The 20,878-nt window shown below is 72.3% G+C and carries 23 protein-coding genes and 1 tRNA gene; 15 read left to right on the top strand and 9 right to left on the bottom strand.

Going from position 1 to position 20,878, the window contains the following annotated elements; all coding sequences use genetic code 11:
* The first annotated feature begins 43 nt into the window (after positions 1-43).
* Positions 44-883, top strand: a complete 840-nt coding sequence (locus IPK37_17580) for a sulfite exporter TauE/SafE family protein (GenBank protein ID QQS00599.1) — start codon at positions 44-46, stop codon at positions 881-883.
* A gap of 8 nt (positions 884-891) precedes the next feature.
* Positions 892-1,701 carry an RNA methyltransferase gene (locus IPK37_17575; GenBank protein QQS00598.1) on the top strand — a complete coding sequence of 270 codons (810 nt, stop codon included), beginning with the start codon at positions 892-894 and terminating at the stop codon, positions 1,699-1,701.
* A gap of 173 nt (positions 1,702-1,874) precedes the next feature.
* On the opposite strand, the gene IPK37_17570 is transcribed toward IPK37_17575, so the two are convergent.
* The 3 genes from IPK37_17570 to IPK37_17560 are packed head-to-tail and all read right to left on the bottom strand — an operon-like array spanning position 1,875 to position 3,621.
* A complete protein-coding gene (locus IPK37_17570) occupies positions 1,875-2,402 on the bottom strand; it encodes a YbhB/YbcL family Raf kinase inhibitor-like protein (protein ID QQS00597.1) in 528 nt (175 codons plus the stop codon).
* 41 nt (positions 2,403-2,443) lie between these two features.
* Positions 2,444-2,851 (bottom strand): DUF3037 domain-containing protein, encoded by a 408-nt coding sequence (locus tag IPK37_17565; protein ID QQS00596.1) that lies wholly within the window; start codon positions 2,849-2,851, stop codon positions 2,444-2,446.
* Positions 2,848-3,621 carry an aminotransferase class I and II gene (locus tag IPK37_17560; GenBank protein QQS00595.1) on the bottom strand — a complete coding sequence of 258 codons (774 nt, stop codon included), beginning with the start codon at positions 3,619-3,621 and terminating at the stop codon, positions 2,848-2,850. Before IPK37_17560 ends, IPK37_17565 begins: the two co-directional genes overlap by 4 nt.
* 69 nt (positions 3,622-3,690) lie before the next feature.
* Between IPK37_17560 and IPK37_17555 the strand changes: the two genes are divergently transcribed.
* From IPK37_17555 to IPK37_17515, 9 genes are all read left to right on the top strand, one after another.
* A complete protein-coding gene (locus tag IPK37_17555; GenBank protein ID QQS00594.1) occupies positions 3,691-4,482 on the top strand; it encodes a 1-acyl-sn-glycerol-3-phosphate acyltransferase in 792 nt (263 codons plus the stop codon).
* An 86-nt stretch (positions 4,483-4,568) separates the two neighbouring features.
* Positions 4,569-6,692 (top strand): ATP-dependent DNA helicase RecQ, encoded by a 2,124-nt coding sequence (locus IPK37_17550; GenBank protein ID QQS02983.1) that lies wholly within the window; start codon positions 4,569-4,571, stop codon positions 6,690-6,692.
* A 304-nt stretch (positions 6,693-6,996) separates the two neighbouring features.
* Complete coding sequence (locus IPK37_17545; protein ID QQS00593.1) at positions 6,997-7,926, top strand: YsnF/AvaK domain-containing protein; 930 nt, start codon at positions 6,997-6,999, stop codon at positions 7,924-7,926.
* A gap of 189 nt (positions 7,927-8,115) precedes the next feature.
* Entirely contained in the window at positions 8,116-8,310 is a 195-nt protein-coding gene (locus tag IPK37_17540; protein ID QQS00592.1) for a ferrous iron transport protein A, read from the top strand.
* The gene (gene feoB / locus IPK37_17535; protein ID QQS00591.1) at positions 8,307-10,358 is read left to right on the top strand and encodes a ferrous iron transport protein B; all 2,052 of its coding nucleotides are present in this window, start codon (positions 8,307-8,309) and stop codon (positions 10,356-10,358) included. Before IPK37_17540 ends, feoB begins: the two co-directional genes overlap by 4 nt.
* Entirely contained in the window at positions 10,355-10,651 is a 297-nt protein-coding gene (locus tag IPK37_17530; GenBank protein QQS00590.1) for a hypothetical protein, read from the top strand. Before feoB ends, IPK37_17530 begins: the two co-directional genes overlap by 4 nt.
* A gap of 106 nt (positions 10,652-10,757) precedes the next feature.
* On the top strand, positions 10,758-10,964 hold the full coding sequence (locus tag IPK37_17525; protein QQS00589.1) for a DUF3263 domain-containing protein: 207 nt from the start codon (positions 10,758-10,760) through the stop codon (positions 10,962-10,964).
* A gap of 77 nt (positions 10,965-11,041) precedes the next feature.
* Positions 11,042-11,269, top strand: coding sequence for a hypothetical protein (locus IPK37_17520; protein QQS00588.1), 228 nt, complete (start codon positions 11,042-11,044; stop codon positions 11,267-11,269).
* Between the two features lie 640 nt (positions 11,270-11,909).
* The gene (locus tag IPK37_17515; protein QQS00587.1) at positions 11,910-12,629 is read left to right on the top strand and encodes a hypothetical protein; all 720 of its coding nucleotides are present in this window, start codon (positions 11,910-11,912) and stop codon (positions 12,627-12,629) included.
* A gap of 782 nt (positions 12,630-13,411) precedes the next feature.
* On the opposite strand, the gene IPK37_17510 is transcribed toward IPK37_17515, so the two are convergent.
* The 5 genes from IPK37_17510 to IPK37_17490 all read right to left on the bottom strand — a co-directional run bounded on the left by IPK37_17510 (position 13,412) and on the right by IPK37_17490 (position 16,752).
* A tRNA-Leu gene (locus tag IPK37_17510) sits at positions 13,412-13,495 on the bottom strand.
* 207 nt (positions 13,496-13,702) lie between these two features.
* Complete coding sequence (locus IPK37_17505; GenBank protein QQS00586.1) at positions 13,703-14,119, bottom strand: DUF350 domain-containing protein; 417 nt, start codon at positions 14,117-14,119, stop codon at positions 13,703-13,705.
* Positions 14,116-15,543 carry a glutathionylspermidine synthase family protein gene (locus tag IPK37_17500; GenBank protein ID QQS00585.1) on the bottom strand — a complete coding sequence of 476 codons (1,428 nt, stop codon included), beginning with the start codon at positions 15,541-15,543 and terminating at the stop codon, positions 14,116-14,118. Before IPK37_17500 ends, IPK37_17505 begins: the two co-directional genes overlap by 4 nt.
* The gene (locus tag IPK37_17495; GenBank protein QQS00584.1) at positions 15,543-16,397 is read right to left on the bottom strand and encodes a hypothetical protein; all 855 of its coding nucleotides are present in this window, start codon (positions 16,395-16,397) and stop codon (positions 15,543-15,545) included. The genes IPK37_17500 and IPK37_17495 overlap by 1 nt, the downstream gene beginning before the upstream one ends.
* Positions 16,398-16,548: 151 nt before the next feature.
* Positions 16,549-16,752 (bottom strand): hypothetical protein, encoded by a 204-nt coding sequence (locus tag IPK37_17490; GenBank protein QQS00583.1) that lies wholly within the window; start codon positions 16,750-16,752, stop codon positions 16,549-16,551.
* 226 nt (positions 16,753-16,978) lie between these two features.
* Here IPK37_17490 and IPK37_17485 point away from each other — a divergent pair, with 226 nt between their 5' ends.
* Positions 16,979-17,329, top strand: coding sequence for a primosomal protein (locus IPK37_17485; GenBank protein QQS00582.1), 351 nt, complete (start codon positions 16,979-16,981; stop codon positions 17,327-17,329).
* Between the two features lie 185 nt (positions 17,330-17,514).
* A complete protein-coding gene (locus IPK37_17480; protein QQS00581.1) occupies positions 17,515-18,366 on the top strand; it encodes an undecaprenyl-diphosphate phosphatase in 852 nt (283 codons plus the stop codon).
* Between the two features lie 70 nt (positions 18,367-18,436).
* Here IPK37_17480 and corA read toward each other — a convergent pair whose 3' ends face one another.
* Positions 18,437-19,411 (bottom strand): magnesium/cobalt transporter CorA, encoded by a 975-nt coding sequence (gene corA / locus IPK37_17475; GenBank protein QQS00580.1) that lies wholly within the window; start codon positions 19,409-19,411, stop codon positions 18,437-18,439.
* Positions 19,412-19,481: 70 nt separating this feature from the next.
* Between corA and IPK37_17470 the strand changes: the two genes are divergently transcribed.
* Both IPK37_17470 and IPK37_17465 read left to right on the top strand, forming a co-directional pair.
* Complete coding sequence (locus IPK37_17470; protein ID QQS00579.1) at positions 19,482-20,249, top strand: MSMEG_4193 family putative phosphomutase; 768 nt, start codon at positions 19,482-19,484, stop codon at positions 20,247-20,249.
* Between the two features lie 36 nt (positions 20,250-20,285).
* On the top strand, positions 20,286-20,855 hold the full coding sequence (locus tag IPK37_17465; protein ID QQS00578.1) for a DUF3090 family protein: 570 nt from the start codon (positions 20,286-20,288) through the stop codon (positions 20,853-20,855).
* Positions 20,856-20,878 lie beyond the last annotated feature (23 nt).

Raw genomic sequence — 20,878 nt, 5'->3', positions numbered from 1 at the left:
CCCGACCGCGAAGCCGACACGCGCCCACCGCTAAGGTGGGTGCGTGTCGCTGCTCGAGATCGTCGCCATCACGCTGGCGGGCGTCGGCGCGGGCACCATCAACGCGATCGTCGGCTCCGGGACGCTGGTGACGTTCCCGACGCTGCTGGTGCTGGGGTACCCGCCGTTGGTCGCCAACATGAGCAACTCGGTGGGGCTGCTGCCCGGCGGGCTGGCGGGGGCCTACGGCTATCGCCGCGAGATCGCCGCGCACCGGCCCCTGGTTCGGCGGCTGGTGCCGCCCGCCGTGCTCGGGGGGGCCGTGGGCGGGCTGTTGCTGCTGGTGCTGCCATCCGCGGTGTTCGGCGCGGTCGTTCCCGTGCTCGTCCTGTTCGGCCTGGTCATGGTCGCGGTGGGACCGCGCATCCAGCGAGCGAGCGCGGCCCGCGCGGCGCGCCGGGCCGCGGAGGCCGAGGCTGCTGAGGTGGGAGGGGCCCACGCGGCCAGCGCGGCCCGCGACGAGCGCCGGGACGCCGCGACGCACCCGCTCCTCGTGCCGGTGGTGGCCTTCCTCACCGGCATCTACGGCGGCTACTTCGGGGCGGCGCAGGGGATCATCCTGGTCGGCCTGCTCAGCCTGCTGTTGCCGGTCAGCCTGCAGAGCATCAACGGGGTCAAGAACGTCGTCGTGCCGCTGGTGAACCTGGTCTCCGGCCTGCTGTTTATGGCGCTGCGCTGGTCCGAGATCTCGTGGGGCGCCGTGCTGTGCATCGGCGTCGGCAGCGCCCTCGGGGGACTGCTCGGCAGCAGCATCGGGCGGCGGCTCTCGCCGAACGTCCTGCGGGCCGTGATCATCATCGTGGGGTCCGTGGCGCTCGCGCGGCTCCTGCTGTTCCCCGCCTGAGGCGCGCCATGCCGATTCGCGTGAGCGATCCCGCCGACGAACGGCTGGCGGACTACTTCCGGCTCACCGACGTAGCGCTGCGCCGCAAGCTCGACACCGAGCGCGGCCTGTACCTTGCCGAGAGCGACAAGGTCATCCGTCGCGCGCTGGGCGCGGGGCACCGGGCTCGGTCCTACCTGATGGCCGAGCGGTGGGTCACCGAGCTCGCCGACCTGGTCGCCGCCGCCGAGGCATCGGACGTGCCCGTGTACGTCGGGAGCGACGCCATCATCACCGCGATGATCGGCTTCCATTTGCACCGCGGCGCGATCGCGTCGATGCACCGACCCGAACCGACGCCGCTGGCCGACGTCCTGGCGGGGGCGCGCCGCGTCGTGGTCCTGGAGGACATCGTCGACCACACCAACGTCGGGGCGATCTTCCGCAGCGGCGCGGCGCTCGGGGTGGACGCCGTCCTGGTGACGCCGCGGTGCGCCGATCCGCTCTACCGCCGCAGCATCCGGGTCTCGATGGGGACGGTCTTCCAGGTGCCGTGGGCCCGGATTGAGCCATGGCCCGCTGGGGTGGCGGCGCTCGGCGCGGCGGGCTTCACCGTCGCGGCGTTCGCGCTGGACGCGGGGGCCCTTTCGCTGGACCAGTTGGCGGCCGACCCGCCGGAGCGGCTCGCCCTGGTCATGGGGACCGAAGGCGACGGCCTCGGGCGGCGTACGGTCGCCGCCTGCGACCTCATCGTCCGCATCCCCATGGCCGGCGGCGTCGACTCGCTCAACGTGGCGGCCGCGAGCGCCGTCGCGATGTGGGCGCTACGGGCCACGTGACCGTTCGTGACCTGCGCAAAGGGTGCCATGGCACCCAAAGCGCAGGTCACGAACGGTCACGCCACCGCGCGGTTTCGACAGCACGGTTTCGACACGGTTCGACAGCGCGGTTTCGACAGCGCGGTTTCGACAAGGTGGTGGCGACAGTGCCCGTGGCGCCGGGGGCGGGCCGGTCAGGCCGCGTACATCCCCGTCACGAACGCCCGGCCGATGATGTGCTGCAGCATCATGAAGCTCGCCTTCGCGGCGTGCGTGTCGGCCTCCAGGTCGAGGTGCTCGACGTCCAACGCGGCGACCACGAACATGTACCGGTGCGGGCGGTCGCCCTCGGGCGGCGCCGCGCCACCGAAGTCGCGGGTCCCGTAGTCGTTGGCCAGCTGAATGGCGCCGGTGGGCAGCTCGCCGCCGTGCTCCACGCCGGCCCCCGCGGGCAGCTCCTGGACGTCGGCGGGGATGTTGGCCACGAACCAGTGCCAGAATCCGGACGGCGTGGGCGCGTCCGGGTCGTAGCAGGTCACCGCGTAGCTCTTGGTGCCCTCGGGGGCGCCCGACCAGCGCAGCGCGGGCGAGGCGTTGCCCTTGGCGTAGACCTGCTCCTCGGGGAGCTGGCCGCCGTCGGGGAAGGCCGCATCGACGGCGAACGTGGCGACCTTCGGCAGGAACGAGTACGGGTCCGGGGGAGTCGGTCGGTCGAGGTTCATGGCGTCGAGCCTACCGAGCGGCCCCGTCCCGGCGCGGCCCGCTAACCCACGAGCAGGTCTACCAGGCGTGCCAATTCGGCCTCGGGGTCGGCGGTGGCCCCGCCGTGCACCGGCCCCGGCTGCAGGATCGTGCTGCGCGGCGCGGCGAGCCAGCCGAACCGGGCCCCGGGGCGGCCCAGGCTGGGCAGCCCCCCGCCCTCGCGGCCGGCGCACACGTCCTCGGCCGCCGCGAGCGCGGCCCGCAGCGCGGCCAGGTCCAGCGCCGGGGTCACCGCGCGCAAGCGGGGCTCGGCGACGCACCAGGCGCAGCCCAGGTAGTCGGCGTCCTGGCAGTACAGGACGACACCGACGTTCAGGAACTCCTCCCGCTCGACGCGGGGGACGCAGCGGAGCACGACGTACTGGTAGGGCAGCGGTGGGGTCGGGGAGCCCGTGGGTACGGCGGTCATCGCGCGCCTCCCGCGCCGGGCAGCCATGCCCCGGGGTTGGCGAGGCGGGCGAGGAGGTGCTCGACGTACGCCGTGCGGACCGCGCCGGCGTCGGCCAGCCAGGGCGTGGGCTCCAGCCACCCGTCGGGCACGTCGGCGACGACCGACCGGATCACCTCTGGTGTGAGCCGCGCCGCGAGCTCCGCATGCGCCGCGGCGGGCGGGTCGGCGATCGAGGCGAGGACGTGGGTGCTCGCATCGAACGGCTGCGCGGCGAACCGGGCGGGATCGGGCGCGCGGCTGGGCCAGGAGTGGTGGAAGTACAGCGCCGCACCGGAATCGATCGCCCACGTGGCGCCGCCCCAGTGCAGCAGGTTGGGGTTCGCCCAGGTGCGGTCGACGTTGGCGGTGAATGCGTCGAGCCACAGGATCGCGGCGGCCTCCCCGGGGGGCGGCGGCCGCGACCCGTCGTACCCGAACGACCCGGGCAGGAAGTCGATTCCCAGGTTCTCGCCGGGGGAGGCGCGCAGCAGGTCTTGGACCTCCTCGTCCGCCTCGTACCGGGCGATCGCGTCGGGCAGCACGATCCGCACGGGGTCGGGGGTGCGTACGTCGATCGCCCGCGCCAGTCCCGCGCAGATCACCTCGGCCACCAGCACCTTCAGGCCCTGGCCGGCGCCGCGGAACTTGACGACGTACATGCCCAGGTCGTCGGCCTCCACCAGGCCGGGCAGCGAACCGCCCTCGCGGAAGGGGACGACGTACCGGGTCCCGGTCACCCCTGGCAGCATTCGGCCAGGTTACCGGCCAGGGATCGGGAACGATTCAGCCCGGCCGCGCCCGGGCGCTACGTTTGGCCCATGGATCGCTTCTACCGCGCCGTGGTGGACACCGGGCACGCCGTCTTCGCCCTGCAGGGGCTGCGCTTCCGGGTCACCGGCGTGCACAACATTCCCCGCACGGGTCCCGCCGTCATGGTGCTGAACCACACCAACTACCTCGACTTCATGTTCGGGGGGTTCATCGCCGACATGGCCGGCCGCTACGTGCGGTTCATGTGCAAGGAGGCGATCTTCCGGCACCCCGTCGGCGGTCCGTTCATGCGCGCGATGCAGCACATCCCGGTGGACCGGGAGGCCGGCGCCGAGTCGTTCCTGGCGTCGCTGCGGGCCCTGAAGAGCGGCGAGATCGTCGGCGTGTTCCCGGAGGCGACGATCAGCCGCAGCTTCGAGCTCAAGGAGTTCAAGTCCGGGGCCGTGCGCATGGCCCAGGCGTCCGGCGCGCCGATCCTGCCCGTGGTGTCGTGGGGCGGCCAGCGCATCTGGTCCAAGGGAAAGCCCAAGCGGCTCGGCCGCACGAAGACCCCCGTCGCGATCCGGATCGGGCAGCCGTACATCGTCCCGAAGGACGCCTCCATCGACGAGGCCAATGCGGAGTTGAAGCGGCGTATGCAGGAGATGCTGGACATCGAGCAGCGCGAATACCCGCAGCTGACCGGCGAGGATCGGCAATTCCTGCCGCGGCGCCTGGGCGGGATCGCTCCCACGTTGGAGGAAGCTACCGCCCTCGATCAGCGCGACTCGGCGCTGCGCCGGGAACTGCGCGAGAAGCGGGAGGCCGACGCGGCCGCCAAGAAGGTTCTGACCCGCTGACCACCGCCGCCGAGGACGGGACCGCCCAATCGCCCCAGGACAGCCGAGGCACGCCGGACACCGAGGCAGCCGGGGCGGCGGGGAGCATCCCGGACGCCGCCGCAGCAGCCGTGGCGGACCGCGTCATCGCGGCCCTGGCCGGGCCGGGCGCGCGGCTGAAGCCGGACCAGGAGCAGGCCGTCGCGGCGCTGTTACGGCCCGCGGCGCGGGTGCTGGTGGTCCAGGCCACGGGGTGGGGCAAGTCGGCGGTGTACTGGGTCGCGGCGGCCGCGCTGCGCGCCCGGGGGGCCGGCCCCGCGCTCGTCGTCTCGCCGCTGTTGTCCTTGATGCGCGACCAGGTCGCGGCCGCCCGCCGCGCGGGGCTCACCGCGGAGACGCTGAACTCGGCCAACCGCGACGACTGGGACCGCATCGAGGGGGAGTTGGCGGGCGACCGGGTCGATGTCCTGCTCGTGTCTCCGGAGCGGCTGGCCAATCCGTCGTTCGGCCGGCGGGTTCTGGACCGGCTCACCGGGCGGCTGGGCCTTCTGGTCATCGACGAGGCCCACGCCGTCTCCGACTGGGGCCACGATTTTCGGCCGGACTATCGCCGGGTGGCCGACGTCCTGCGCCGGCTCAACCCGGCGGCCCCCGTGCTCGCGACCACCGCGACGGCCAACGAGCGGGTCTCCGCGGATGTCGCTGCGCAGCTGGGGGACTCGACGCTGGTCCAGCGGGGCCCGCTGGCCCGCGCGAGCCTGGACCTGGCGGTCGTGCCCGGCCTGGACGCGCTGTCCCGCTACGCCTGGATCGTCGAGCACCTGCCCGTGCTGCCGGGCTCGGGCATCATCTACACGCTGACGGTGGCCGACGCGGAGCGCCTGGCGGCCGCCATCACGGCCCGCCACGGCGCGGCGCTGCCGGTGGCCGCCTACACCGGCGCGCTGGAGGGGGCGCAGCGCGAGCGCCTCGAGGACGACCTGCGCGCGAACCGGCTCAAGGCGCTGGTCGCGACCTCGGCGCTCGGGATGGGATACGACAAGCCCGACCTGGGCTTCGTCGTGCATGCGGGGGCGCCGCCGTCCCCCGTCTCGTACTACCAGCAGGTCGGCCGCGCCGGGCGGGCCATCGAGCGGGCCGTGGTCGCGCTGCTGCCCGCCGAGGGGGACGAGCGCATCTGGGAGTACTTCGCCACGGCCACCCTTCCCGATCCGCGCGACGTGACCCGCCTGCTCTCGGCGCTGCCCGGGGCTGACGAACCCGCCGCCAGCGTGCCCGCCCTGGAGGCGGAGACCGGGCTGCGCCGGACCAAGGTCGAGCTGCTGCTCAAGCAGCTCGCCGTCGACGAGGTGGTCGATCGGGGCACGGAGGGCTGGCGCGCCACTGGGCGGGAATGGTTCTACGACGCGGAGCACTATGCGGGCGTCCTCGCGACCCGGCGCCGCGAGGCGGACATCATGCGCCGCTACCTCGCCGGCGAATCCTGCCTGATGGCGCTGCTGCAGAGTGCCCTGGACGATCCCTCGGTTGCGCCCTGCGGGCGCTGCTCGGTGTGCCGCGGGCACCTGCCGCAGGGGTGGTCGGCGCGGCCGCCGGAGGGGACGGTCACGGCCGTACGCCGGGTGCTGCGTGGCCGGACGCACGAGTTGGAGCCTCGGAAGATGTGGCCGGGCGGGGCCTTCGGCGCCCGCGGTCGCATCCCTCCCGACCTGGCCGTCGTCGTCGGCCGGGTCCTCGTGCACGCCGACGCCCCGGAGTGGGCGGACGCCCGGGCCGGCAGCCTCGCCGGCCAGCCGTCCCCAGCGCCCCACGGGTCCCAGGCTTCCCGGGGGTCCGTCGAACCGGAACTGCTCGCGGCGGCCGTGACCGCCCTGATCGGCTGGAAGGACGACTGGCCGGCCCGCCCCGACGCGGTCGTGTGGCTCGACGCGGCCCGGCTGCCGGCCGTGGCCGAGGCGGTCGCCACGCACCTGGGCGCCGTCGGCCGCCTGCCCGTGACGCGGTGGCCCTGGGACGGGGACGGACCGCCACCGGACGCGGCCTCCGCGCAGGAGGCGGCGTACTGGCGGGACGCACTGGAGGCCTCCCCGCCGCCGGTCGTCGGGGTGCCTTGCGTGCTGCTCGTGGTGGACGCCTCGGTCTCGGGGTGGGCCGTCACGATCGCCGGTGCCGCCCTGCGGCGTGCCGGGGCGGCCCACGTGCTTCCGTTCGTCGTGCATCGGCCGCGGTGATCCATCCGGGGTCGGTGCGGCGCCGGCCGCGCTGACGTACCTCCCGCGGGGCGCGCTCGGACCCGCGCCTTCACACGGCGTACCAGGTCTTAACCTTGCGATCACCTGTTATTCCGATTCGCCAGGTTTGCCGCCTGCGCGACCGGGCACAGTGACCGTCGGACCGTGCGGTAGCCGACAGGTGGCCGCTCAGTACCCAGGGGAATGCGGCGGCCGAGTGGCCCGGAGGGCACGGCTCAACCGCTTTCCTCTCGCCCAGGTCGCGGGGGACCGCCCCGACGACACGACGGACGAAGGAGCACAAATGTTCGACAAGGCCATGACGCAGGACGAGCTCGCCCGCATGTACCACGCCAACGTGATCGACGAAACCGGCGAGAAGGTCGGTGGCGTGGGGCAGATCTACCTGGACGACCAGAGCGAACGCCCCACCTGGGCGACGGTCAAGACCGGCCTGTTCGGTACCCGGGAGACGTTCGTTCCGCTGGCAGGCGCCTCTACGCAGGGGGACGACCTGCGCGTGCCGTACACCAAGGACTTCATCAAGGACGCCCCGAGCGTCGACGCAGACGGCCACATCTCCCCCGAGGAGGAGGCCGAGCTGTACCGCTACTACCGCCTGGACGGTGCTGGGCACGGGGTCGACGAGCGCCACGGCGTCGCCGGCACGGGTGTCGCCACGGACCACGTCGCCGACCGCGACCGTGTAGGCATCGACCACGACGTGAACCGGGCCGACGCCGACCGCGCGCGGACCGACCGCGTGGAGGGCGACTCGGTCGTCCGCCGCGAGGAGGAGCTGCACGTCGGCAAGGAGCGCGTTGCGACCGGGCAGGTGCGGCTGCGCAAGCACGTCGTGACCGAGCAGAAGACCATCACGGTCCCGGTGGAGCGCGAGGAGTACGTCGTCGAGCGCGAGCCCATCCGCGAGGGTGACCACGGCGGCCGCATCGGTGACGACGACGGCGCCGTGGTGACGCTGCACGAGGAGCGTCCGGTCGTCGAGAAGGAGACCGTCGCCAAGGAGCGGGTCGGCCTCGGCAAGGAGGTCCACACCGAGGACCGCCAGGTCACCGAGACCGTGGCCAAGGAGCAGGTCGAGGTCGAGCGCGACGGGCACGCGAACGTCGAGCGCGACGCTCGCGTCGGCGAGGGCCGCGAGGGCCTCAAGGACAAGATGGACCGTGACAACGACGGTCGTCTCGACGCGGACGACCTCAAGCCGCGTCCCTGACTGACAGATTCGTGACCGCAGGCCCCGCCCGATTCGGGCGGGGCCTGCGTCGCGTCCTCAGCCGGGGGGAGTGCTGACGAGCAAGCCGCCGGGAGGTGATGACCCGTTAAGTAAGGTGAGCCTTACCTGGTTGTGTACTCTGGGTCCATGCACCGTCAAACAGTCTCAGACGCCCCACTCGGCCAACCCTTGACCGTCGCCGCGGTGGCGGCGGACCCGCGAGTGATCCGGCGGCTCGCCGAACTCGGCGTCCGGCCTGGGGCCAAGGTCGCGGTGCTGCGACGGACCGCAGGCGGCGGTCGCATCCTGAACGTGGCCGACGCCCGGGTGGCGCTCGACGCTGCGACGGCGCGCGTGATCGAACTCTCGGGTTCGGCGGCATGAACCAGACCCCGCGCCCCAGCCAGACCGAAACGCCGACCCAGAGCCCGACCCGCACCCCAAACCAGGCCCCGACTCCCGCAGCCCAGCGGCGCGAGCCCTCCGGCGCTCCGGAGCGCCTCCTGGAGCCGCCGTGCTGCGCGGAGGGGGCGCAGAGCGCCGCACCGGCCGGCAGCGCCGTCATCGCCCTGGTCGGTGCGCCCAACGTCGGAAAGTCCACGCTGTTCAACGCGATTACCGGCGCCCGGCGTACCGTCGGCAACTGGCCCGGCACGACCGTCGAGGTCGGCTCGGGCGTCTGGCCGGCCCGGGCCGGCCTCGCGGTCGACGCGACGGTGCTGGACCTGCCCGGCGCGTACAGCCTGGACCCGCTGTCCCCGGACGAGGCCCTCACCCGCAACCTCCTCGTCGACACCCCCGCCGCCGAGCGACCCGACCTCGTCGTGGTCGCGGCGGACGCCGCACACCTCGCGCGGAGCCTGCACCTCGTGGCTCAGCTGCGCGAGCACCCCTACCGGGTCGTCGTCGCCGTCACCATGGCGGACGTCGCCCGACGGCGAGGCATCGACCTCGACGCGGGAGCGCTGGCGGGGGCCCTCGGCTGCCCCGTCGTGCTGCTGGACCCGCGCCAGCGGAAGGGCCACGACAAGCTGGCCGGGGTGATCGCGACCAGCCTCCGACAGCCGGTGCCCGCGGCGCGTGCGGTCGGCGCCTCGGACGACGACCTCGGCATCGATGACGAGCGCTTCGCCTGGATCGACGCGGCGGTGGCCGCCGGCACCCGCCGTACCGGCGAGGAGCGCCGCACGCGCTCCGACCGCATCGACGCGGTCGCCACCCACCCGGTCGCGGGGCCCGTGCTGTTCCTCGCCGCCATGTGGCTGGTCTTCCAGATCACCACCACCGTCGCGGCCCCCCTGCAGGACGCGCTGGAGGGCTTCTTCAGCGGACCGGTCTCCGACGGGGCCCGGACGTTGCTCGCCGCGGTGGGGCTCGACGAAACCCCGGTGGCGGGCCTGGTCGTCGACGGGCTCATCGCCGGGGTCGGCATGCTGCTCACGTTCGTGCCGCTGATGGCACTGATGTTCCTGCTGCTGGCCGTGCTGGAGGACTCGGGCTACATGGCGCGAGCCGCCGTCGTCACCGATCGGCTCATGCGCCGGCTGGGGCTGCCCGGCAAGGCGTTCCTGCCGCTGGTCGTGGGCTTCGGCTGCAACGTGCCCGCGATCGCCGCGACCCGGATCCTCGGTCAGGCCCGGCAGCGGATCCTCGTGGCCCTGCTGGTCCCGTTCACGTCGTGCAGCGCGCGCCTGACCGTGTACGTCATGCTGGCCACGGTCTTCTTCCCCGATCATGCGGGCACGGTGGTCTTCGGGCTCTACGTCACCTCGATCCTGCTCGTGCTGCTGGTGGGCATGGCGCTGCGGCGTACGCTCTGGCGCACCATGGGTCACGAACCGCTCATCTTGGACCTGCCGCCCTATCAACGACCGACGGCGCGGCTGTCGCTGACGGTCATGTGGCTGAGGTTGCGGGGCTTCCTGCACACCGCCGGCGGCATCATCGTCGCGACCGTCATCGTCGTCTGGGCCCTGCAGTCCACGCCGGTGCACGGGGGCGAGTTCGGCGCGGTCGCGGTGGAAAACAGCGCGTACGGCGTGGCGGCGCAGGCCATCGCTCCCGTGTTCGACCCGGCCGGCTTCGGCGCCTGGCAGACGGCCAGCGCCCTCATCGTCGGCTTCATCGCCAAGGAGGCGGTGATCAGCTCGTGGGCGCAGACGTACGCCGTGGCGGACCCCGAGTCCACCGGCGCAGACCACCTGGGCCAGCACATCACGGACGCGTTCGTGGCCTCCTCGGGTGGCCACGCCACCGCCGCGGTCCTGGCGTTCCTCGTGTTCCTGCTCGCCTACACGCCATGCGTCGCCACCCTCGCCGCCCAGCGGCGCGAGATCGGCACCCGCTGGACCCTGTTCGGCCTGGCGATCCAGCTGATCGTGGCCTGGGGGCTGGCCGTCGCCATCTTCCAGATCGGTCGGCTGATCGCGTGAGCGGTCCGCTCACCCAGATCCTCGAGGCGTTCGGGGCCGGCGCGACCAGCCTGGCCGAGGTCGCCCGGCGCACCGGACTCACCGACGACGTGGTCCGGGCCGGCGTCGACCACCTCGTCCGGATCGGCCGGCTGCAGGCGAGCGAGCTGGCGCAGGGATGTCCTGGCGGGGGATGCGGCTCGTGTGCCTCCGCGACCGCGGCGGGGGAGCCCGGCTGCGGGGCCGCCGGACCCAGCCCGAGCCGGGGCGGCCCCGTCCTCGTGGCGTTGACCCTGCGGCGCCCCGCGTCCTGACGCCGACGCGGCTCAGGCGGGCCCAGGGCGTGCCGATGAGGGGTGCCGAGGAGGTGGCACCATGCCGAGACGTCGCACCGTTGACCTGTCGAAGCGAGACAGGGGCGTGATCGACCTCGAGCGCGAATGGGGCCAAGGTCAGCAGGTTCAGGAGTACAAGCTCGAGGCGGCCATGAAGACGTTCGGGCTGAGCCCCGGGGGGTACGCGCTCGTGCTCAACGGCTTCATCGACGATCCGGCGGCGCTGGAGTACGACTCCGAGACCGTGCAGCGCCTCCGCGAGGTCCGCCAGATCCGCCGTTCCGGCGCCTGACCGGCCCACCGGCGTCGCGCTCGCCGACGTCGTCCACCGCCCGCCGCACGCGGCCCCTTCTCCCAGGAGCGAATCCCATGAGCATGATGCAGGTCCGCCTCATCACCGTCGACGGCACCGAGTGGCTGACCAAGCCGTTCCAGGGCGACCCGAACGACCATCTGCAGCGGCTGATCCACGACGAGCACATCGACAGCTACGAGATCGTGGTCACCGGGACCACCGCGCGCACGTTCGCCGAGGCGGCCACGGTGAGCTTCACCCGCGACCACATCGTGGCCCTCTGGGTGGAAACCGTCGCTTAGCCCTGCGAGAACTGGCGGCAGCGTTTCCGAGCGGCGCCCGCGCGCATCCGAATTCGGCAGAAGGCTGCTTTTTCGGCGGAGAGAAATTTGTCGGGCTGATGTGTGGTGTCCGGAGGGGGACTTGAACCCCCACAGGATGCCACGTCAGGCGCATAGGCGCAGGTCGCAGCATTCGTTAGAGGTAACTCGGAACCCTCCGGACGTGCAAAACCCCTAGAGTCTGTCCCCGCCGGGGACACCGGGTGACGCCCGAGGGGTTCCGCCATGAACGCCACGCTCGAACAGCTCGCGATGACCCAGCGCATCGCCCAGCGCCGCGCCGAGGTCGACACCGAACTCGACGAGCGCCAGGCCCAGAACGCCGCCCGCCTCGCCCGGATCCTGCGAAGCGCACGATGAGCGCCGCCGACTCCCGGCCCTTCACCATCGCTGAGCGCCTGGCCGAAGCCGTCGGGCCGCTCGCACTGATCGCCACCGCCCCGGCGGCGTTCACCATCTACTGCCTGCCGTGAACCGATGGGGACCAGCCCCTGGCGTTGGGGAGCGCCAGGGGCCTTCCATCCCACTCGGCACGGCCGATGAGACAACCAGTACAGCGAACACCGATCACCCCCCCCACCGAGCAGGAAGAAAACCGACCATGTTCCCCACCACCCGCGCCGCCCTCGCGGCCCTGACCCTCGCCGGCGCCGCCGCTCTCACGGCGTGCGGTGGCCAGGCCGAAGCCACCATGCCGGCTACCAGCACGACGGCATCCGCAGCCAGCTCATCATCCACGACCAGCACCACGACCAGCACCGCGGAACCGTCCGTAGCGCCGCCCAGCCTGGACCGGATGCTCATCGCCGCTGACGAGCTGCCGACCGACGGATTCCTCAACGGGTACCACCGTGACTCTGCCATTGAGGGCAAGGTCAACGCGAACATGCGACCCATGACGGCCGACCGATGGACCAAGCTTTGCCCTGCTGCCCCGGCGGCGCCGATTCCAGATTCCAGCTCGACCACTGCAGTGTTCACCAGCGGCGGGCCGTCCGGGGTGTTCGTGACCATCCGTGACTATGGGACACCGGAACGAGCGGTTGCCGCTCTGGCGGCGAATCGGACATACGTCAAGGCATGCCCGTCCATCACGGTCGACGGCAAGAAGGCGCCACTGGCGATCCAGGCACCCCCGTACGGGATGCCGAATGTGCTCGCGAGCACCAACAAGAACAACGGCGGCGTGTACGTCGCCCTCATTTCGACGACCGGTCGATACTTGGTGGCCTCCGAAGGTGCCAACCCCGGTGAGAGCAGCTATATGGAATCGCCCGCGACGGCGATCCTGAAGGCACAACTGGCGAAGCTTGCAGCCTGACACCGGACGCACGAAAGCAGGGGGCCTGGGGCGTCCTCGGCAACGGCGCCGCCGAGGAAGAGAGGGGCGCGAGGGCTACGGCACCGACGGCCCCACCGGGTCAGCCGGGCCGGCTGCGGCGCCGGCGGCAACAGCGCACCAGTCGCCCCGTCAAGCTTCGCACGCTGCAGATACGACGCGAGCGCCGTCAGGACGCTCTTGCCGACCGACAGGCCGAGGACCATCCACGCCTCCCGCGAAGACAGGTCCGCGTCCGGTAGCCACAACGCCAGCGCCACACCCACCGCCGCGGCGGGGTCAACGGCCAGGCCCTGCACGAGGTCCGCAGCGCCCGGTTCCGTGCGTCGACCCGCAGCAGATCCTGCGAGACGGCGGCCGGCGTGACGGGCGTGCGATGCTCGCCGTCGTACGCTGCACCCACCACGCCCCTGCCTTTGCGCGGATCGCAGCGAGGTCGACCTCGACCTTCCGGGTGATGACCTGGGCGATGGTGTCGGCGGTCGCCGAGTCCTCGGCCTACAGGACGCGCAGGGGCCGCTTGGCCGCCGACCTGCTCCAGGATGGCGCGCTAGCGTTGCGCCTTATTGACGTACGACACCCCTGGCTTCGGGAGGAGCCGGGCTCGCGCCAGATCACGCGGTAAGTGGTAGCCCCGTCGGTGTTCCAACGTGCCTAGATGCTGGCCATCCCACGATATGGTCAGGTCAGGCCGCAGGATCCCCAATTGCCTCCACAGGCTTTCCGGAAGTCCTACATGGGAATTGACCAGCCGAGATGCTAAGTGTCCGGAGGGGGACTTGAACCCCCACGCCCGTTAAGGGCACTAGCACCTCAAGCTAGCGCGTCTGCCATTCCGCCACCCGGACCGGTGGTGTCGCGAGGCTCCCAGCCGCCCCCCAAAGAGGGCCTGACGGCGCGCCGCAACAGCACGAAACCTTAGCACGGGCACCAGGGCCGCTGAAATCGGCGAACGCTCGGCGAGGCGGCCGGTGACCGGCCCCGCCGGACCCTGCTGCACCCCGGCCCCGCCCCCGGTGGCGCGCGCCGGTCGCGCTCGCGGATCTGGGCTCGGCTCAGGAGATCGAGGCGCAGACCACCAGGCTGACGGCCAGCATGGAGGCGGCCGCGACCACGGCCCCGGGATGGAACCTCTCGTCGACCGCGATCTCCCGCAGCGAGCCCGGCGTGACCGCGTCGAGGATCAGGAAGCTGACCGCCTGCAGGAGGATGCCGACGGCCCCGAACCCGGCGGTCCACCCGAAGGCGCTGCCGAAGTTCGCGGCGCCGTTGGTGTAGATCGCCACCGCCTCGATCGCGCCCAGCCCGAGGAAGATCGCCGACACCATGACAGCGGCGTTCACCGAGCGGTTCTCGTAGATCCGGGCGCCGAGCCGTCCGGGGGTGATCGCGTCGAAGACGAAGAACCCCGCCACCAGCAGCCCGACGCCCAACAGGGCGTACGCGGCGCCGTACAGCAGTCCAGTCATCATCGGTGGCTCCTCGTCTCGGGGTCGGCCGGCTTGTCGTGGCCGTACGGCAGGTCCTGCACGCCTGGCGGGGGCGTCTCGGCGCCGCCGAGCGGCAGCATCCCGCGGGGTGCCCCGGTGCCGGAACCGCCGGAGGCGCCGGAAGCGTCCGTGCCGCCGGTCCCGCCCGCGTACGCCGTACGGGCCGCGCCACGCTCATCGTCCTGCACCTGGGCACCCGCGTCCGCGAGCCACGCCTGCCGTACGGCGTCGCTGGGCCGGCCCGACGTCATCAGGTGCGGCACGAACCGCGCGTGGTAGTCGGTCACCCAACCGTCGCTCTCGCGGATCCCCAGACCCGCGGCGTGACCGTCGACGACCCAGCTGCCGAGGACGGCCTTGTTGCCGTCGTACTGCGGCAGCGGCGCCCACTGTTGGTAGCACCAGCCCTCGGCGCCGTAGTCGCCGCCGTGCGTCTCCTGGACCCCGCCGGCGTGGATGCGGATGTTGTCGCCCTCGCGCCCATGCAGCGGCTTGGCCACCCATTCGGTGAGTTGGCCCGGGTTGTCCAGGTAGGCCGGCAGCAGGAGTTCGTCGTTCGGGTAGAGCTGCCACAACGCGGCGAGCAGCGCCTTGTTCGACAGCAGCACCTTCCACAGGGGCTCCAGCCACGTGGTGGACTCCGGGCCGCGGGGGTGCGCCTCGACGTACCGGCCGAACTCCTCGCGCAGCATGAGCTCCCAGGGGTAGAGCTTGAAGACGGTCCGCATCGGGGCGCCGTCGAGGTCGACGAAGCAGCCCCGCTCGCGGTCGTAGCCGATGTCCCCGACGGTCAGGGCGGCGGTGCGCAACCCGGCCTGCTCGGCGGTGTCGCGCAGGTAGCCGACCGTCATCTCCTCCTCGCCGGTCTGCTCGTCCTGGTGGTGGGCGAAGTAGACCGGGGCGGGGGCGAGCCGGGGGGCGAGCTGTTGCCAGGCCAGCACGAGCCGTTCGTGCAGGGAGTTCCACTGGTCGCGGTCGGGGTGGGTGTCCTCCAGCCAGTACCACTGGGCCACGCTCGACTCCAGCAGCCCGGTGGGGGTGTCCGCGTTGTACTCCAGCAGCTTCGGGGGTCCCTGCCCGTCGTAGCGCAGGTCGAACCTGCCGTACAGGCTCGGCGGGTTGCTCGCGAATGACTCGCCCGCGCGCCGCAGCGAACCGGGCGGCAGCCCGAGATTGCCCATCGCGCCGGTGGCGAGGAACCGGGCCGCCTCCAGGCACATGCCGTGCAGCCGTTCGGTCGCCGCCTCGAGCAGGTCGACCTCGTCCTCGGTCAGGACGTAGCAGGCCTCCTCGAACCAGTAGGGCCGCTCCCGGCCGGCGTCGTCCCGCGTCGTGGGGTAGACGAGGCCCTGCTCGACCACCCGCTCGCGCCAGTGCGGCCGCGGTTGGACCCGATGCCGTTCCATCAGCTGCCGCCCTTGCTGCCCGAGCCGCCGAAGCCGCCGCGGGAGGTCGACACCTTGCCGCCGGAGACCGAGGACTTGGTCACGGTCCCGCCGCTGCGGGTCATGCCCCCTCGGGTGTACGTCGTGCCGGTCGGCGGCGCGTAACTGCCGTAAGTGGCGCGGTGTCCGATCGGCGGGGACCACAGTCCCCAGGGGATGAAGAACCAGCCGTGCGAGGTGGAGTGCCGGTAGACGGTCGTCGTCACCGGCGCCGGCGTGCCGCTCGGTCCGGCCGGCACCTGCCCCGGCGGGCAGGCGCCCTCAAACACCGTGGGGACGGCGCTGGCCGTGGGGGAGGCCTCGACGGGCAGGGTCGCGGTGATGGTCGCCGCGGGAGATACGGTCGCGCCGGTGGGAACGCAGGACGGTACGCCGGCGCCGGTACCACTCGGGCCCGTCGAGCCGGGCGTGGTCGGGACCGTGGTGCCGGCCGTGGTGGGCAGGGTCGTGGCGGGCGAGGTCGGCGCCGCGGTGTCCGCCGGCGTCGACGTACCGGTGCGCGTCGGGGACGAAGCCGACGCCGACGCTCCCGGCGGGCTGGCCGAGGCGTCCGCTGTGGAGGTCTGCGCGACCGCGGGATCGGACCCGGCGTTGACGGCCGCCTGGGCCTGGAAGTCCTTCTCGTCAGGAAGGGGGTCGTTCTCACACACCGAGTCGTCCAACCGAACGCCGGTGCTCTTGTCGACGCAGATCCCGGTGTACTCCGGGTCGCCGCCGCCGCCGCCCTGGTCTTCATCGGCTCCGCACCCGGCCAGGGATGTCGCCAAGACAGCCGTCAGCCCCAGGCAGACCACCGTGCTGCGACGTCGTCGCATCGAACCTCCTTTGCGGCGCTCCGATGCGGGCGCCGCGTGTGCTGGACGGCGTGGCGACGCTGCACACGCTCCCGAGTCCATGATGACTGCGACGCCCCCCTGGTCGGGCAGGTTCCCGGCGGCATGTCGAACTCGCCCAGGCCGGGTGCAGTCAGGCGCGGACGGCGTCGACCAGCGCGCGGGGGACCCGGACCATCTTGCGGCGCAGCCAGGAGCGACGGGCCCCGCCGACGTAGTGCCGGGTGCGAGTCAGCTCCCAGTCGCCGTGCTCGGCGGCCTCGACGAGGGCACGCCGGGCCTCCTCGCGGCTCACCTGGCGTCCGAAGGTCATGACGCGGTACTCGTACTCGATCATCGACGCCATTGTGACGGGTGGTCCGCATCGGCCGCGGCCCGGGGATCGGTCATCGGCCCTACCCCGTGTCCGGCCTGTCCTGGGCCCGTCACCGCCCTGCCCCCGGGCCCGTCCCCGCCCTGCCTCCGGCCCGTCCCTGCGCGAGGGAGGACGGGCGCCCGTCCAGAGGACAACACAGACCCCAACCCGGGTGACCCGGCGCCGTGGACGCGATAGCGTGCGGGGCATGAGCGCAGATGCCCGAGCCGCCCTTGCCACGTTCGTGTCCGCCCTCGAGCGTCACCTCGAGGCGGCCTCCTCGCGCCGCGGCGAAAACGATCCCGCGGTGGTCGCGGCGTACCAAGACCTGGCCGAGGCGTTCGACGCCTACGACGACGCGCTCATGGAGGCCTTCGGGGAGGTCACCCCGCTGGAGATCTACAGCGGTGACGAAGAGGACGACCTCGACGACGAGTTCGATGAGGACGACGACCTCGACGGCGACGACGAAGACGACGAGGATGACGACGAGGACATCGAGTTCGACGACGAGGAGGACGACGCCGACGAGGCAGACGTCCGGCCCGCACGCCGCTGACGCCCGCGGCCCGCGCCCAGCAGCACGCTGAACGCCCGTTCCCAGGAGACATGGAGCGGGCGTTCAGCTTGCGCGCCTAGACTCCCGCGTCGGCGGTCGGGGCCCACCCGCCGCGTTGCGGGTGTCGCCAGGGGGCAACGGCGGAGGAACCCCGCGCAGGCTGCCCCGCCGACCGAGAGGCACGAGTGGAACTCACGTACTGGCACGCCGTCGTCCTGGGGATCGTCGAAGGGATCACGGAGTACCTCCCGATCAGCTCCACCGGCCACCTGACCGTCGCCGAGAAACTGATGGGCCTGCCCATCGACGACCCGGCCATCACCGGCTACACGGCCACGATCCAGGTCGGCGCTATCGCCGCCACGCTGGTCTACTTCTGGGCCAAGATCGTCCGGCTGCTCAAGGCCTTCGTCGCCGGCCTGCGCTCGCCGCAGGCCCGGGCGAACCACGACTGGACCCTGGCCCTGGCGGTCCTCATCGGCTCACTGCCCGTCGGGATCGTCGGCTTCCTCGGGCGACACGTCATCAAGGACCAGCTGCGCTCCCTGTGGGTCGTCGCGGGCGCCCTCATCCTGTGGAGCGCGGTGATGTGGATCGCGGAGATGCGCCACGACCGCACCGCGCGAGCCGGCCGGGTCCGGGCCGAGGACGACGTCACGATCGCGGACGGCGTCAAGCTCGGTCTCATGCAGTGCTTCTCACTCATCCCGGGGGTGTCCCGCTCGGGCGCCACGATCTCCGCGGGGCTGCTGAGCGGCATCAATCGCGTAGTGGCCACGGAGCTGTCGTTCTACATGGCCATCCCCGCTCTGACCGCCGCGGGCCTGTTCGAGCTCAAGGACGTCGACTTCCAGGTGGTCCCGCCCGGTCCCATGGCCGTCGGCATCCTGATCAGCTTCGTCGTGGCCTATGCGTCGATCGCCTGGCTGCTGCGGTTCGTGGCGACGAACTCGCTCAAGGCGTTCGTCTACTACCGGGTGCCGGCCGGGTTGCTGCTCGCCGTCGCGCTGGGGGCTGGCTGGATCGCGGTCCGCTGATCCGGCCCGCCGGTTCGGCCCGCTGATTCCGTCCGGCAGCCAGCCGCGCCCGAGTCCTCCGAGACCGTCGTCAGAGCCATTTCGCGCGCCGGAACGCGACGTACAGTCCGACGCACAGCGTGAGCATCACGCCGAGCAGGACGAAGTAGCCGTACTCGGCGTGCAGCTCGGGCATGTTGTCGAAGTTCATGCCGTAGATGCCGGCGAGCATGGTGGGCACCGCGACGATGGCCACCCACGCGGAGATCTTGCGCATGTCCTCGTTCTGACGGATGGCCTGCTGGGACAGGTGCGCCGACAGGATGTCCGACAGCAGCCGGTCGTAGCTCTCGGAGTGATCGCAGACCTGCAGCAGGTGGTCCAGCACGTCGGAGAAGAACGGCCGCAGCTTCTTCGGCACCAGCACCCGGGCGTCGCCGAGGAGCCGGCGCATCGGCGCCACCAGCGGGACCGCCCCCCGCTTGAACTCCAGGACCTCTCGCTTGAGCTTGTAGATCTCGGTGCCGGCGACGTCCCGGTCGCCGTCGAACACGGCCTCCTCGATGTCTTCGAGGTCGCGCCCCAGCTCGATGTCGATGGCGCGATAGGCGTCGACGATGTGGTCGATCACGGCGTGCATCACGGCCATCGGCCCCAGGGCGAGATGCTGCGGGCTCTCCTCGAGGCGGCGCCGTACGCCGGCCAGCGGGTTCGCCTCCCCGTAGCGGACGGTGAGGACGAACCGGTCCCCGACGAACATCATCAGTTCGCCCGTCTCGACGTCACTGGTGGCCTCGATGTAGCGCAGGGTCTTCAGCACGACGAAGATCGTGTTCTCGTAGATGTCGATCTTGGCGCGTTGGTCGCCCTTGAGGGCGTCCTCGACGGCGAGGTCGTGGAGCTGGAGTTCGTCGTTGTGCTCGGCGAACTCGGCCGTGGTCGGGTCCTTGAGCCCGATCCACAGGAAGCCCTTCTCGGGCGAGGCGCGCAGACGCTCCAGCTCCTCGGAAACGTCGCCGCACGCGCACCGTACGCCGTCGCGGTACACGGCCTTGTCCACGATCACGGGCGCCATTCTTGCAGCACGTCGGGGTGGCGCCAGTCGGGCTGCGGCCGCAGCTCGCCCGCGCCGTACGATGGCGGCCATGGCAACGGTCCTGCTCATCCGCCATGGCCGGACGACGGCGAACGCCGCCGGCCTGCTCGCCGGCTGGACGCCGGGCGTCGAGTTGGACGAGCGGGGGCGCGAGCAGGCCGCGGCGCTCGGCGCTCGGCTCGAGGCGGTGCCGCTGGCGCTAGTCGTCAGCAGCCCGTTGACGCGGTGCCTGCAGACGCTCGACCTGGTCGTGAGTGGCCGCGACATCCCCCGGATCGAGGACGAACGGCTGGGGGAGTGCCGGTACGGCGGGTGGACCGGCCGTCCCATCGCCGAGTTGGCCAAGGAACCGCTGTGGCGCGTCGTCCAGACCCAGCCCAGTGCCGCCCGCTTCCCGGACTCGGAGGCACACCCCGGCGAGTCCATTCGGGAGATGTCGGCGCGAGCCGTCGCCGCCGTCCGCGAGCTGGACGCCACGGTCGAGGCGGAGCACGGGCCGGGGGCCGTCTGGGCCGCCGTCAGCCACGGCGACGTCATCAAGGCGATCCTGGCCGACGCCGCAGGCTGCCCCCTGGACCTCTTCCAGCGCTGGCACGTCGACCCCGCCGGGGTGTCGGTGGTGCGGTACACGGCCCAGCGCCCGTTCGTCATCCGCACGAATGACACGGGGGCGGTGTGGACGGCGCTGCCGTCGCCCGCGCCCGCGGGTGGCCCTGCGGGCGGACCCGAGGGCGGCGGAGACGGTGGCAGCGGTGGGCCCGCCGACGGCGACGCCGTCGTGGGCGGCGGCGACGGCGCCGGGGGCTAGCGCCACGCGCGGGGCCGCTGCCGTAAGGTCAAGTGCATGGCGCTCATCTCCTACGATCCGCCCGAGCGGTTCGTCGCGGGCACGATCGGGCCGCCCGGCCAGCGGGAGTTCTACCTGCAGGCCAGCGCGGGCCCGCGCACCACGTCGGTGGGCCTGGAGAAGACACAGGTCGCCATCCTCGCGGACCGGGTCAACGACCTGCTCGACGAGTTCGCGGGCGGTGAGGCGACCGAGCAGGCCGCGCGGCCGTTCGTGGACGACCGGCCGCTGAACACGCCGGTCGAGGAGGAGTTCCGGGTCGGCACGATGGGCCTGTCCTGGGACCCGGAGGTGCGGCGGCTGGTCTTGGAGCTGCACGCGGTGGGCGACTCGTTCGACACCGCGGACGCGGAGGAGCTGGCCGAGGCCGGCGAGAACGCCGTGGACCCGGCCACGGACCCCACCCAGTTGGTGCTGCGGGTGAGCCTGCCCGGCGGGATGGCCCGGGCCTTCGCCCGCCGAGGCCGCCGCGTCGTGGACGCCGGGCGCCCCCAGTGCCCGTTCTGCGCGGGTCCCATCGACGCGGACGGGCACATCTGCCCACGAGCCAACGGATACCGCCGCTGAACACCGCCGATCGGGCGCCGGGC

The sequence above is a fragment of the Austwickia sp. genome, assembly GCA_016699675.1.
GTDB lineage: Bacteria > Actinomycetota > Actinomycetes > Actinomycetales > Dermatophilaceae > Austwickia.
This window is presented reverse-complemented; position numbering and strand designations above follow the sequence as displayed.